8 protein-coding genes are annotated in these 14,855 nt (G+C 63.1%); 5 read left to right on the forward strand and 3 right to left on the reverse strand.

The features are described from left to right. Window positions 1–304: 304 nt before the first annotated feature. From OIE68_RS19905 to OIE68_RS19915, 3 genes are all read left to right on the forward strand, one after another. A complete protein-coding gene (locus OIE68_RS19905) occupies window positions 305–871 on the forward strand; it encodes a hypothetical protein (RefSeq protein WP_327100868.1) in 567 nt (188 codons plus the stop codon). 413 nt (window positions 872–1,284) lie between these two features. Next, on the forward strand, window positions 1,285–2,019 hold the full coding sequence (locus tag OIE68_RS19910) for a helix-turn-helix domain-containing protein (RefSeq protein WP_327100869.1): 735 nt from the start codon (window positions 1,285–1,287) through the stop codon (window positions 2,017–2,019). A 150-nt stretch (window positions 2,020–2,169) separates the two neighbouring features. Then, the gene (locus OIE68_RS19915) at window positions 2,170–4,653 is read left to right on the forward strand and encodes an ATP-binding protein (protein WP_327100870.1); all 2,484 of its coding nucleotides are present in this window, start codon (window positions 2,170–2,172) and stop codon (window positions 4,651–4,653) included. A gap of 80 nt (window positions 4,654–4,733) precedes the next feature. On the opposite strand, the gene OIE68_RS19920 is transcribed toward OIE68_RS19915, so the two are convergent. Further along, on the reverse strand, window positions 4,734–7,307 hold the full coding sequence (locus OIE68_RS19920) for an ATP-binding protein (protein WP_327100871.1): 2,574 nt from the start codon (window positions 7,305–7,307) through the stop codon (window positions 4,734–4,736). 934 nt (window positions 7,308–8,241) lie between these two features. Between OIE68_RS19920 and OIE68_RS19925 the strand changes: the two genes are divergently transcribed. Beyond that, a complete protein-coding gene (locus OIE68_RS19925; RefSeq protein WP_327100872.1) occupies window positions 8,242–10,815 on the forward strand; it encodes a helix-turn-helix transcriptional regulator in 2,574 nt (857 codons plus the stop codon). Between the two features lie 408 nt (window positions 10,816–11,223). Here OIE68_RS19925 and OIE68_RS19930 read toward each other — a convergent pair whose 3' ends face one another. Beyond that, window positions 11,224–11,592 (reverse strand): hypothetical protein, encoded by a 369-nt coding sequence (locus OIE68_RS19930; protein ID WP_327100873.1) that lies wholly within the window; start codon window positions 11,590–11,592, stop codon window positions 11,224–11,226. A 384-nt stretch (window positions 11,593–11,976) separates the two neighbouring features. On the opposite strand from OIE68_RS19930, the gene OIE68_RS19935 reads away from it, so the two are divergent. Continuing rightward, complete coding sequence (locus OIE68_RS19935) at window positions 11,977–12,372, forward strand: YbaB/EbfC family nucleoid-associated protein (RefSeq protein WP_327100874.1); 396 nt, start codon at window positions 11,977–11,979, stop codon at window positions 12,370–12,372. On the opposite strand, the gene OIE68_RS19940 is transcribed toward OIE68_RS19935, so the two are convergent. Continuing rightward, on the reverse strand, window positions 12,363–14,852 hold the full coding sequence (locus OIE68_RS19940) for a hypothetical protein (protein ID WP_327100875.1): 2,490 nt from the start codon (window positions 14,850–14,852) through the stop codon (window positions 12,363–12,365). The genes OIE68_RS19935 and OIE68_RS19940 overlap by 10 nt on opposite strands. Window positions 14,853–14,855 lie beyond the last annotated feature (3 nt).

Raw genomic sequence — 14,855 nt, forward strand, 5'->3', positions numbered from 1 at the left:
TGACTGTCAGGCCCCGATTCGGGATCTCCCGAATAGCGCTGATCGAAATACGCTGAATGACGGCGAGACCCTTGAAAAAGGTCAATCGCTCGTCTCCCAGAACGGACTGTTCCGGTTGACAATGCAGCAAGATGGCAATGTTGTGCTCTATGGCCCGACCGCCGACCCAACCAGGGGGCCGAACAGTACGGCGATGTGGAGTTCCCGAACTCGCGGCAGTGGGTCGCACGGTCTCGAAATACCCTGCGATCGGCTCGACAGCGAACGAAACCTCCAACTCCGCCTGGAGGATGACGGGAACCTCGTGCTCTACGACCTGGCTGACAACCGGTCGATCTGGAGCAGTGGGACTCACGTGGACCTCGATCCGAACAAAGTCGTCCTGGTACACCCCGAGGGCGAGAACGACGTGGTGTACGAGGCCGTGAATGCCGCCCAACGAGCACTGCAAGATAGCGTTGATTTATTCGGCCGCCAGGACGGCACCGTTCCTGTTCCGCTCGATCTCGACATGCTCGTACTCGGCCTGACCATCCCCGATCTGACCGGCGGCATCCAGGATCTGATCGAAGAAGCAAACAGCATTGCGGCGAAATTCGACTTCGTAGACGACTTGAATCGAAGTACGCTCGAGCGAATCAATGCCGAGATCGCATTTCTGAATGATGCGATGAGAAGCGCTCGACCGCCGATGGACTCGCCTGCCAACGACACGGGCAACAGGCGCTGCTATCTCACTGATTCGGATACACAAGCGGTACTGCGGATCATCGGCGATTCGGCGGCCAGGGTGGCCGAGTGGGTCGCCGAATGCCAGCGACTCAACAAAAAGGCCGCTCCGGCCGTACGACAGAGCTGCAGGGAATCATGAAGGTACGTATCGTCGGCGCCGGTGCGTCGGTACCTCCGGTTGTGATGAGCAACGAGCGGTTGCAGAACATTCCCGGGACCCCGCAAGCAGCCATGGAAACCAACAAATTTCGCAAAGACGACCGGGATTCGTGAGCGCCGCTTCAGCTCCGACCTCGACGAGCGAACCGGTCGGGCCATACTTCCCGACGGGTATGGCGAACCGCCCGGCCCCGCCGGACTGCTGACCGAGAATGCGCTCCTGGAAGCACTCAGTGGTGTCCGCAAACGCGTCGCGGTGGTCATGTCCAACGTGATGTCGCCGTTGTTCGATCGCGAAATATATTCCGGCGGCGTCGAATACGGTGCCTCGGCACCGCATGACATTCGATCTCGCGAAACCGGTAGCGCCAACACTGTGGCGGTAATGTGCTGATGATGTGGTTGGGCGAGATGACCATGAGCCGCAGCGGGCTTGTTTTCCACGGCGCTGTCGGCACCACCGAACTGCATATGTACCACTGGGTCAAGCTGCTGACCGCCGACAAGGGCGATCTGGTTCTCGCCAACGCCGCCGGAAATATGGTGTCCTGCCGCGCCGCCGTCATTCCCCCCGGCGTTCCGCACGTGCAAGTTCGCGGCACCCCCACCGGCAAGGCGATCATATTGCCCCCAGAATCCGCTGCGGGCAGCGAATTGGCACGGATGGCTTCACCTCCGGATTCGCCTGAAGCATGGGCTAGAGCAGGCGCGGCGGTCGTCGAGCAAATCGACAATGTCGAGCACTGGAGCAAGCAGTTGCTGCTGTCGCCAGCACAGTCGGCCGCGTTGCTACGCCACCCCGCAGTCAACAAGGCATTGCGATTGCTACCCAGCCGCATCCAGGAGGGCACAGTCCGGCTGCGCGATATCAGCAAGGAGGTCGGACTCTCCGAAAGCAGGTTCGCCCATCTGTTTTCGGCACAAGTCGGCATGGCGTTCCGTCCCTATGTTCGGTGTCTGCGCGTGACGCGCGCGGTAGAACTGGTGGTACAGGGACACTCGCTCACCGACGCCGCGCATGAAGCGAAGTTCGCGGACAGCTCCCATTTGAACCGTGCCTGCCATCTGTCACTCGGTATCGCACCAACCGTGCTCACCTCCCGATTCCACATCACCCTCGAGGCGTAGCAGGTTTGTTCAAGGCGGCATGGAAAGTCGCGGCTAGCTTACGTCGGTATGTGCTCGGTACCGATTCGCCGCAATCCCCAGGGCGCTGCCGTCATCGGCCTGGGGACGGTTCATCGTGGCGGTGGTCTCTCGGCCGCTGTTCCTGGATTCGTGGGCAGACACGGGGAATTGCAGCGGGTCGAAACGTTGCTGTCGTCCGGTGCGGCACGGCTGATCACCTTCGTCGGGCCGGGTGGTATCGGCAAGACGACGCTGGCAGCTGAGGCGCTGCGCCGGTTTCGAAATGTCTCGAATCGCAGGGTCTGTTGGGCTCGGCTGGCTCGGTTGGCGCCCGATGCGGATGCCGACTCGGTGGCCGAAGAAGTGATGCGTTCGGTCGCGGAGGGCGATGTCACCGGGCAGTCGGCATGGCAGGGCATGGTGGACGCACTGACCGATCGGGATGTGCCGGATGCACGCCCGACCGTGCTGGTGCTGGACAACTGCGAGCATGTGCTGACCGGGGTGGCTCACCTGGTCGCGGTGCTACTCGGTGTTGTTCCTGGGCTGACGATCACCGCGACGAGCCGGGAACCGATCGGCTGGATCGATGAACACATCGTGGCCGTGCCACCACTGCCCGCAGGCCAGGCGGTGGAATTATTTCGCCAGCGTGCGGAACTTGTCGGCCTTGCCGAAGATCATGGACAACCCGCGATCGCCGAACAGATCTGTCGGCACGTGGATAACAATCCTCTGTTTATTCGGCTGGCGGCCGCGCGATTGCGGCATCTACCACCCGCGGTCGTATTGCGTGAGCTCACCGGCGATGTCGATGACAGTCGCCTGCAGTGGTCGCATGGCACCAGAGCCGGAGTAGAGGACCGCCATCGCAGCGTGCACGATGCGATCGGCTGGTCGTACCGTCTGTGTACCGAGCAAGAACAGCTACTGCTGGATCGAATGTCGGTGTTCGCGACCGGCTCCGACATCGCTGATAGCGAAATACCAAGTGGTGGAGCCGAAGCCGAAGCCATCCGCGCGGTGTGTGCCGATTCGGCGCTGCCCACGGAAGATATCGAGAGACTCTTCGAACGGCTCGTCGAACGATCGCTGGTGTCCAGCCACATTTCACCGACCACCGTCCGATATTTTCTGCTCGAGAGCGTACGGGTGTTCGCCAGGGACCGTTTGCGCCGCCGCGACGACGATCTGGACGAAACGCGACTGCTGGCTCGGCACCGGCGCTACTACCGTGACAAAGTCGTTGCGGGGCAGAAAATTTGGTTCGGCCCGGCGGAGCAGGACTGGTTCTACTGGATGAGCTCCGTCTGGGAGAACATTCTGATCGGCATCGAAACCAGTTTCGATGAGCCTGCTGAGGCCATTGTCGGCCTGGAGACTGTCGCGGTCCTCATGGCGCTGCTCGTTCCCTATTTCGGAGTCGCCAATCGCACAGCCACCTCACTAGCCGAACACGCCCTGCACGCCATCCGTCACATCGACCCGGCATCGACTCGGCTTCGGGTCGACGCAACCGCGCTGATGGCGTGGAATGCGATATGGCAGGGCGAGACAGCCGACGCCGCGCAACTCCTGGACGAATGCGCGCACATGTGCGTATCCGACCCAGTTTTGCGCAAGACGTGGCGTGAGACGCCGACTGCCGACATCGGTCTGCCCGCACAGGTGGAGTTCTCCTGGGGAATCGAGTTGATGTGTGAGCGGCATCCGGCAGCCGCGGATGTGTTGTCCCGTGCACGAACGAAATTCACCGCAGCCGGTGACCGGGCGGGCGAGCAACGCAGCGAGTTGTTCGAAGGGCTGGCATGCACAATTGGCGGGGATCCGCAGCGAGCACTCAGCACGGTCCGGCGACATCTCGATCGTGCCATCGCATCGCAAGCCTGCTGGACGCTGTCTTGGGCGGAGTCGGTTTGGCTGTACACGGTATCGGTACACGGCGAGATCGATCAGGCGATACGGGCCGGCCGCACCGCCCTGGAGCAGTTTCTTACCAAGGGAGATACCTTCTCGGCGCTGTGGTTCATCCCTTTCAAATTGATGGCACTCGGTCACATCGCCGCGCGTCAGCTCGCATCCGGCGCCATCGACCCCGTTCGACTGAACGCCGCGGCCGCCGAGATCGCCTATATGCGCGGTATGACCGCGATGCTGCACCGCACACAGGGCATCACACCGACGAAGTTGACGTGGCTCGGGCAAGAGGTCCAGCTGGCCGTCGACGTCGCGACCGCAGTACTCGGCACAGACGCGTACGCGGCCGCGGTCCAGCGCGCGGAAGCGGTGCGGCCGGAGTTCGCAGAATTGCGGAAGTTCCTGCTGGGTTCCGTCGCTATCGACCGGTTACCGGCCGCCGTGCAGCACGTCGCTACCATTCCCTCGCGGTGGCAAGAACTATCGCCCGCGGAACAAGAGGTCGCGGTGCTCGCGTCCGCGGGCTGGGCCAATAGCGCGATCGCGGCGCGCAGAGGTAGCTCGATCAGAACCGTCGACGCTCAGGTCGCGAGCATTCTCCGGAAATTGCTGATCGTGAATCGTTTGGACATCATCGAACATGTTCCTGGTGAGCTGGAGGACCGGATCGCGGTCGAATCCCGGCAACGCCCTCCTCGTTCCCGTGCCGTTCGGTGAGTCCGGGTCGAACCGGGGCACAGGATGGTCGAGCCCGCACAGGTGGTCAACGGTGCGGTTCGGCATGCCGAGCCGAAGTGTCATCGGCGACGAGAACGCCTGGGGCGCTTTCGAGATTCGGATGCGATTCGGTCCCCGAGCTCCTCGGGAATATGTCCGATGATTTCCGAACGGCTGGTGACCATCAGTTTCCGGAGAACGGTCGCGATCTGGGCGTCGACGGTGCGCATGGAGCTACCTCTGCGCGCGGCGATCGCGCTGTTGGCCCAGCCCGCGGACGCGAGCAGCGCGACCTCTCGTTCCGCGGCGGAGAGCTCGCGCCACCTCGAATCCGTTGTACCGGCGCGCGGCAACTGGTCCGTAGCGTATGCACGCATGAACGTCTGGAGCTCTTCGTATTCCGGCCGCAGCCGTTGCGCTCGCTGTACGACGGCCGTGAATGCGTCTTCCCCGAGAACTTTCGTGGCAGCGCCGACAGCCAGATCGATCTCCTGGGCCATCCAGGTCAGCTTTTCGTTTGCGATGCCCAGAGCGCGGTATACCGCCCCGCTCATGCCCAGCAGGTAGGCGACCTCAACGGCGCCCGCTTTCAGTTCGGCAGGGTCGCCGTCGGCGGATTCGATCTGTCGAGCGACGGTATGGGCAACTGCCATCATCTTGATGGGGACATACCAATGGACCAAGAAAGTGTCACCCTCGGTAAGAAACTGGTCCAGTGCCGTTCGTCCTGCCTGCGCCGCTTCATCGATCTCGCCGTGAACGGACAGAGCGTACAGCCATATCAGCTTCGCCCAAGACAGAGTCCAGCCCGCCTCCGAATCGATGGCACGATCGAGATGCCTCCGCGCGGCGTTCATGGCCTGCCTCGAGTCGCCGACGATCGCGCAGGCCAGTCCCTCGAACAGTTCGCTGCGTTGTTCGCCTGCCCGGTCACCTGCCTCGGCGAATTTCCTGCGCGCACGCGACACCACGGCGGCGGCAGCAGGATGTGATCCGAACATCAACTCGATACCCCAGGTGAATTCCATACAGGCGGGCAGACCGATGTCGGCCGTCGGCGCATCGCGCCATGTTTCACCAGGTACGGCGTCGGGTAGGCACAGTGGGGCGCACTCGTCCAGTAACCGCGCAGCGTAGGTTGCCTCGCCCTGCCATATCGCACTCCATGCCAGCAGGGCAGTCGCGTTGATCCGCAGCCTGGTTGATGTCGGGTCGACATGGCGGATGGCATGCAGCGCCCGTTCGGTCAGGTAGGTCGCCGTGCGATTGGCAAAACCGAAAAATGGCACCAGCAGCGCCATCAGGACGGCGACGGTCTCGATGCCGACGGCGACTTCGGTGGGCTCGTCGAAACTGGTTTCGATGCCGATCAGAATGTTGTCCCATGCGGAAACGACCCAGAAGAACCAGGTCCTTTCCGCTGGGCCGAGCCAAATTTCCTGCCCCGCAACGACTTTGTCCCGGTAATAGCGCCGATGACGAGCTAGCAGCTGGGTTTCGGTCAAGTCGTCGCGTCGGCGTCGTAACCGGTCCCTGGCGAAAACCCGGACACTCTCGAGTAAGAAATATCGGACCGTAGTCGGCGAGATGTGTGCCGACACGAGAGAACGCTCGGCGAGTCGTTCCAAGAGCCGCTCGATATCCGCCGAAGCGAGTGCCCCGTCGGCACACACCTCCCGGATTGCCTCGACTTCAGCTCCACCACTTGGTATTTCGGCATCATGGGAGTTGGAGCCGGTTGCGAACACCGACATCCGATCCAGCAGAAGCTGCTCTGGTTCGGTGCACAAACCGTACGACCAGGCGATCACATCGCGAACACCGTGATGGCGTTCCTCAGCACCTACTCGGGCGCCATGTGACCAGCGCAGTCGGCTGTCGTCGATATCGCCGGTGAGCTCGCGCAGCACTCCCGCCGGTGGCTGATGGAGCAACCGTGCCGCTGCCAGCCGGATGAACAGGGGGTTGTTGTCCACGTGCCCACAGATCTGTTCAGCTATGGCGAGTTGTCCAGGATCGTCGGCAATCGCCTGTCCGGTGAGTTCCGCACGCCGCCGGAACAATTCGACCGCCTCGGCCGCGGGCAGTGGTGGCACGGCCACGATGTGCTCATCGATCCAACCGACCGGTTCCCGGCTCGTCGCGACGATCGTCAGTCCGGCAACGACATCCAGCAGCACCGCGACCAGCGGCGCGACCCCGGTCAGCACATGTTCGCAATTGTCCAATACCAGGACGGTCCGGTGTTGTTGCCCACGATCGGCTCCGATGAGTACTTCCACCAAGCCCGTCCACGCGGACTGCCCGCTGGCATCGTCCTTCGCGACCGACTGCATCACCTCTTCCGCCACGGTATCGGCGTCCGTGCCGGGCGCCAACCGAGCGAGCCGTGTCCAGAAGACCTTGCGGTTCAGAGTGTTTCGGTATCGATGCAGCGCCTCGGCCGCCAGCGTTGTCTTACCGATACCACCGGGTCCGACCAACGTGATAAGTCGTGCGTCGTCGGACGAGATCAACGTTTCGATGCGCTGTAATTCGATCTCTCGACCGACAAATCCATGGACTTCGACCGGAAAAGCACCGCGACGCTGAGTCCAGCCGGGGCTTGTCATAGGCGCGGGCACAAGTTCGCCGCGACCCGATACCGAGAACATGTCGTCACAAGATAGCCGACCGGCGCACAACCCGCTGAGCAATCACGGAGCCGACTCGGCTTATCTATTGCATATTTGCGGCTCGGCTTCATTCGTTTGGCGCAGCGGCTGATCAGGCGGCGCTGCGGGTACCCAAGTATGTTTCGGCACGAACATACGGATGCGCAATGCGGCGGTCCCCGTCACAATCCCGTCGCGTGCAGCACAACGGGTGATCGACAATCTCCGTGGGCGTAGACCGCACCGCGCAAGCGCAGTCGATTCGGCTCATCGACGGGCAGCTGCATAATCGGATAGGTAATTGCGATGGCGAGCAGTAATGCTGTGGATACAGGGTCGCTCGACTGCCGAGTGAAAGCCACGAACAAAGACAGCAGGCCCCATTTCCGACGAAACGACCGGTGGCGACGGCAACGTGCTCCGCGGGAGATTCGGCCGTATCCCAGAAGAAGATGTCACCGCGTGTCAATCCGGCTTAGCGATCCATATCGGCCATCACGTGGGCCGTATCGCGCGAAGCCGCGGCAGTGGCCCGGATCGGGCGTTCGCGGCTTGTGGCCAAGTCCTCGCAGACGCGAACCAGGCGGGCAGCCGTTATCCGGTAGGAGGTGGCTACCCCGCTGTACACAACGCACCCGTAGCTCCACATTGTCGTCGCGCGACGTCCGCACCCATGGCTTCACATTTCCATTGCATTTGTCCATCTGTTGCCCGTGCCACAGTGAGATTTTTGCGAGGCCACTGCGGCAGTGCATCGGCATATTTCGCACGAAACCTACCTAGGTAGATTCGCCACGATCTGCTACGTCATTACAGCAACGACCGGACACCGCACCGGCGTGCAATTCAAGTCCCCGCACGATCGACGCCAGGCGTCGGGAATGTCCCGCAAGAGTGCGGCAGAAAATGTGGACGTCGGCTATCTTATGGCCGTATGTTCTCTGTTTCGGATCGCGGCGAACATCTGCCCGTTCCCATTGCCAGCCTCGGCTGGTCCCAACCCAGTGGCGCCATACCCGCAGAAGTCCACGGAGTCGTCGGTCGACAGCCAGAATTGCGGCGGATCGAAACCTTGCTCGCATCGGCCGCCGCACGGCTGATCACCCTGGTCGGACCAGGCGGTATCGGCAAGACAACGCTAGCCGCCGAGGCCCTACACCAATTGCGAAAGCCCCTGAACCGCAAGGCATATTGGGCTCGGCTCGCCCGGTTGGCTCCGGGCACGGACACCGACACCGTGGCCGAAGAGGTGATGCAGTCGGTCGCGAAGGTCGATGCAACCCGGCAGTCCGCTTGGAAAGGGCTGGTTGAGGCGCTGTCCGAAAGCGATCCGGTGGAACCACACGAGACCGTGCTGGTGCTCGATAATTGTGAACATGTATTGTCTGGCGTCGCATCGCTGGTCGCGGTGTTACTGGACGTCATTCCCCAGCTGACCATCATCGCGACGAGCCGGGAACCGGTCGGTTGGATCGATGAGCACATCGTGGCCGTGCCACCACTGCCCGCGGCCGAGGCGGTCGAATTGTTCCAGCGGCGTGCGGAACTCACCGGACGAGCGATTGCCGACGATCCTGGACAACTCGCCATCGCCGAACAGATCTGTCGGCACGTCGACAACAACCCCCTGTTCATCCGGCTGGCAGCGGCACGGTTGCTCCATCAGCCACCGGCGGGCGTGCTCCGTGAGGTCGCCGGCGATATCGACGACAGCCGACTGCGCTGGTCACACGGCGCCCGAGCCGGTGCCGAACAACGCCATCACAGCGTTCGCGATGTGATCGCCTGGTCGTACGGTTTGTGCACCGAACCAGAGCAGCTTCTGCTGGATCGAATGTCGGTGTTCGCGACCAGTTCCAACACCGATAACGCTGAAATACCAAGTGCTGGGGCCGAAGCCGAAGCCATCCGAGCGGTATGTGCCGACACTTCGCTACCTGCCGAGCAGATCGAGGAACTATTGGAACGACTCGCCGAGCGGTCCCTGGTGTCCACGCACATCTCGCCGACTACGGTCCGATATTTCATGCTCGAGAGTGTCCGGGTTTTCGCCAGGGACCGACTGCGACGCCGACGCGATAACCTCGATGAAACCCGACTGCTGGCTCGGCACCGGCGCTACTACCACGACAAAGTCGTTGCGGGGCACGAAATTTGGCTCGGCCCAGGAGAAAAGACCTGGTTCTTCTGGGTCATCTCCGCATGGGACAACATTCTGATCGGCATCGAAACCAGTTTCGACGAACCCACCGAAGTAGCTATCGGCATCGAGACCGTCGCCGTCCTGATGGCGCTGCTGGTGCCATTTTTCGGTTTTGCCAATCGCACGGCGACCTACCTCACCGAACGAGCGCTGCAAGCCACCCGCCATGTCGACCCGACATCGACTCTACTGCGGGCCAACGCAACCGCACTGCTGGCGTGGAACGCAATCTGGCAGGGCGAGATTGCCTACGCCGGACGGCTATTGGACGAGTGTGCCGCACTGTGCCTACCCGACGCCGTACCTGGTGGGACATGGCGTGATACGCCAACCACCGATATAGGTTTGCCTGCCTATATGGAGTTCAGTTGGGGTATCGAGCTGATGTTCGGACCAGAGCCTGCCGCGGTCGACGTGTTGTCGCGTGCCCGCAGGAAATTCGCCGAGGCCGGGTGCCGCGCCGGGGAGCAACGCAGCGAACTGTTCGAGGCGTTGGCTCGCTCGATCGTCGGCGACTCGCACGCCTTGAATACCGCACGGCGACATCTCGATCGGGCCATTACCTCCGAGGCCGGTTGGACCCTGTCCTGGGCCCGGCTGGTGTGGCTGTACGCAGTGTCTGCGCACGGAAAGGTCGACGAAGCGGTGACGGCGGGGCGAACGGCGCTGGACCATTTTCTCGCCGGTGACGATACTTTCCTGGCCGGGTGGTTCGTCCCTTTCAAGATGATGGCACTCGCTCATACCGTCACCCGCCAGATCGCATCCGGCACAGGCGATCCTGCCGAACTGAAAGCAGGCGCCACCGAACTCGCTTACATGTTGGGCATGAACGCGACTGTGAACCACGCCCAGGGCATCGCAACGGAAGGGCTCACCTGGATGCGCCAGGAAATCGAACTCGCCGTCGAATCCGCCACAAAAGTGCTCGGTGAAGACGTATTCACGTCCGCTGTCCAACAAGCGCAGGAACTGCGGCCAGAGTTCGAAGAGCTCCAGCGGTTCATACGCAATCTTGTCGAGGACCAGTCACCGCGCACCGGTACGACGGACTCCAGGTGGCATGAACTCTCTCCTGCTGAACGAGAAGTCGCGCTCCTCGCCGCCGCAGGGTGGGCCAACAGCGCAATCGCGAAACGAAGAGGGAACTCCACCCGCACCGTCGACGCCCAGATCGCGACAATCCTCCGGAAATTGTTGATCACTAACCGATTCGACATCATCGGACACGTTCCCGAAGAATTCGGGGACCGTATCGCGTCCGAATCGCGGCGCCGCCCCACTCGTTCGCGCAGCCGTCGGTAAGCCTCGAGCGCGCCGAACTGCGGGCCTTGCACTACATCAGGGCGGAAACCATGTGCCGCCGGAGCTGAGTTGCGCTGATTCGGCCTTGCCGACCAGTACACCATGCAGCACCGTACGCAGCTGCGCCACGATCGCGGCCACAATACCGCCGATCCGATCGAACTTCGGTGCGAGGGCCCGCAGCCGATCCGGGTCGACCGAAACTGTTCGGTAACAATAGTTTCCCTACGTCTCGGATACTCGACGGTATCGGCGGACAGCTGCTGCCGAAATTTCCATGGCCGGAAATAGTCGCAAACCGAACCGAAATGAAATGCAATAAACCCGGTCACACCGAAGCTGCTTAAGCATGTTCCGCGCGAAATGTACCGATGCGCGCACGCATGCGGCCACGACACAATCCCACTGTTATCGACTGCCACGCGAAACCGCCGGACAAACACAACAACTGGCCGAGCGGATGACGATCGGATAGGTGATCACAGTGGGTTTCAAATGTTCGGCCTGAGCAAGAAAGACTTGGCCATCGGTGGCGTCACGCTCGCTGCCTCCTTGCTCCCTGGGGGTGTGGTTCTCGCTCCACTGGCTGGTGCCGCGATGAGTACATACTTCTCCGTGAAAGACGGCAAAGGCTTGGATGATGCCATCCAACAGGGGCTTGTGGTCGGCCTCGTGGGTGCGCTTCCCGGCGGGAAGATCGCTGGCGGCACGCTTCAGCGCTTGGCGGCGAACCAGGCCGGGCGGGTGGGCAGGCTCGGCTTGCAGAACGGTGCGCAAGGGATACTACGATCGGGCCAGAGATGGGCCCGCGGTATGCCCCGTCACGCCCCTACAGCGCTGCGTGGCGACTCCTGGGGGCTGGAAGGAACGCGAGCTATCGGGCGCGGCGTGGGTGCCGCGTATATGAATAAGTTCTACGATTCATGGACCTCGTCGTCGCCCGCTGGCATAACCGAACTACCCGTCAAGATGATCTCCTAATAGACCCCTTGGCCCACGTCCGTGGCGAAGTGAGCCTGGACGAGGAACGCATCGGAAACACATGACCGAGTCGGCTGCGCCGCCGCCGGAGAATGTCCGCTCGCGCTACGAACCGATATCGTGGTGACAATGCGCAGATAGCGCTGAAGGCCGAGCGGCGCTCGAGGTGGACAACGGCTGATGGATCATTGGCAATACGAAATGCAGCGAGCTCAGCTCGCCGATGTCCGGGATGAGTTGTCCGCCATAAGCGCTACGGCCGGTTCGCGCGATGGTGCGGTCGAGGTAACCGTCGATCATTCCGGCATTGTCACCGATGTGCGTGTGGAGCCGCGCGCGCTGCGTGGTGCGGCGGCGGATCTCGGGCGGGCCGTTACCGAAGCGGCCAGAGAGGCCGCACGGCTGGCACATCAAAAGGTCAGCGAGACCATCGGCCCGATCGAGGATATCGTCGGCCGAATGCCCGATCCGGAGGATCTGCTGCCGGGTGCGCCCAGCCTGCGGGAACCGGACGTCGTCGAGCAACCAGCTCCGGTCGCCTACGAAGACGACGAGTACGACGACTATTACGACTGACGCGTGGGTCCCGTGCTGATCGTCGGTCGGCGAGCGGTCGTGGTTGCGGCGGGTGCGCGTGGCGCGTCCACGAACAATGGATGATCGACGATCTGTCCGTGGGCGTAGGTCGCATCGCGCAAGCGCTGTCGATTCGGCTTATCGACGAGCAGCAGCACCAGTTCGTCACAGCGACGCTCGAATACCATCGACCGCAGCAGCATCGCCTCCGATGCCGAACGTCCGTCGGTGTCGGATCGCAACTCCCCCAATGCCACTCGGGATACGTCGGATCGGCGCGACAGCATCGACGCAGCGAGCAGATCGTCGGCGTCGCGCAGTTCCTCCCACCAGTCGGCGGGCACCTCCCGGCGCTGCCGGATCGCCTCCAGGATCCGCTGCCGCAGCCGCGGCAACCCCAGCGAATCGGGCGCACCCACCTGTCCGACGCGCCGATGCGCATCCCAGGCGAGGTCGATACAGCGTGATCCGATCCCCTGCGCCGGCACCTGTCCGATCCGATCCAGTAATTGCGGGGCGGATACCAGGCCGAGCCGATCCGCCAAACCCGCTGCCGCCGCGCTCAAATCCATTGCCGACGAGGCGGATACCGGGCCCTCCATCGGTACCTCACGCAATTGGGTGCGCATAGCCGAATCGATCGCCTGCGACGATACGATGGCCGTGACTTTCGCCCCCGTCCGCCGTCCCCAAGCCGCGCCGAACTCGGCTAGCACTCGCGCCGGATCGGACACACCTTCCCATGCCGCGTCGGCTACCTCCCACATCCAAGGCGTCGAGATCTCACGTGGAAGATAGAGGCCCGAGGGTAGCCAGCTTCGGCCCTCATTCGAGGTGACGAACGCGTTGATACCGCCGGAGTGCCGCATCACCGACACCGTCCACTCCAGCCCGATCACCGACGAATCCACAACGGCCAGCACACCGCCCAGGATTGTCCGTGCCAGCACGAGATCGCCGTCGACCCGCTCACCGAGCATGAAGGTCGGAGCAGCGGCGGCCACCATCGCGCCGCCGACGACATCGCGGATCAGTTCGTCGCTGCCGCCGGAATTCGGCCGGCTATCCGCTGCCTGCGGATCACGCTGCGGCGCACTCGGTTTCGTGGGCGGGACGGCCGCATTCGGCACCGGTGTGGCAGGTCCGGCGGATACCTTCGGGACCGGGGACCCGGATCCGCGCGCATCTATCTGCGGGGCTTTCGATTCCATCGCCCCCGGCCGCGACTGCGCGGCTGAGGAATGCGCCGACGTTTGAGCCGCGGACTGCGCCGACACGGGCGGCGCTGACGATGCGGGCGCGGAGATACCGGTCGAACCGGCCGCTGGCGGCAGGATGGTCGGCAGCATCGGCGACGTCTGACCCGCTGACGCCGCCTCCTGTGTGATCTCGGGGGAATCGGCGCCGTGACCGGAATAGGTTGCGGCCGTGCCGGTTTCCCCGTGCTGCGTAGATTCGGTGGTCTCGCCTGCCGTCTCGCCGTGGGCACCCGCATCGGTGCCATCGTGGAATTCGCCGGAGCCGGTCGCGGCTGACGGCCCACGCGACGAGACACCGGTCGTGGAAGCACCTGGATCGGCACCGTCCGGCTGCCCCGCCGGTGCATAGCCCGTGGTAACGCCTGGAGTCGCGGTCGGGGCCGAAACCGCGGGCGGCATGCCCGGGCCGGTGGGCGAATCCGTTGGCGTGCCCTGCGACGGCGAATCAGCGGGAAGTTCGAACTGCCCGCTCCCCGGCAACTGAGTGTCGGATGGATCCATCACCGGCGCATCGAACTGCGGGCCGAAGCCGAGCGGAGTCGGGAACTGGTGGTTCGGTCCGCCCCCCGGATGCGCGATCTCCTGGTGCGGGCCGGGCACATGTGGATGCGCGGGCCGGTGTCCCGGCTGACCATCCGGCAGATGGGGACCGCCGGAGGTCCAGGGCGGCGGCTGCCGCAGCTCGTCGTAGAGTCGCTCCAGCGTCGGCAAAATCGACGGGCCGACCGATCTCAGCGCGGTCCGCGCCACATCGTCTACTTCGGCCCGGGCCTCGGCGATGATCCGGGCGACGCGATCGCGCAGTGCGGCCGCCTTGGCCTCGCGTTCGGATTCGTCATCGGATTCGTCGTCCTCGGCGGCTTGCTGCGCCTTGCGAATCTTGTCGGTGGCCGCCTCGACGATGTCGAGAATGGAATTGCGGGTGCGGTAGACCAGATCGGAGAAATCCCGGAAGATATCCGCGGCGGCATCCAGCGCGTCCGCGAAGGCCTGCGGATTCCCGCGCTGCTTCAGCATATTTTGTTTGACCGGCTCGAGCCCCGCGCTGGCGCGAACCCGATTGTCGAACTCGTTGCGGGCTTGTTCGGTGCCGAGGGTATCCAGCGCCGCGGCACCCTCACGCGACGTGTTTTCCAGTGCGCTCCAGTCACCTGGCGGGACTTCAGGCCAGTTGTCCTGGACTATCTCATCCCAGTACGGACTTTCGTGCTCTGGTGGCATCCG

It is taken from the genome of Nocardia vinacea (assembly GCF_035920345.1).
GTDB lineage: Bacteria > Actinomycetota > Actinomycetes > Mycobacteriales > Mycobacteriaceae > Nocardia > Nocardia vinacea_A.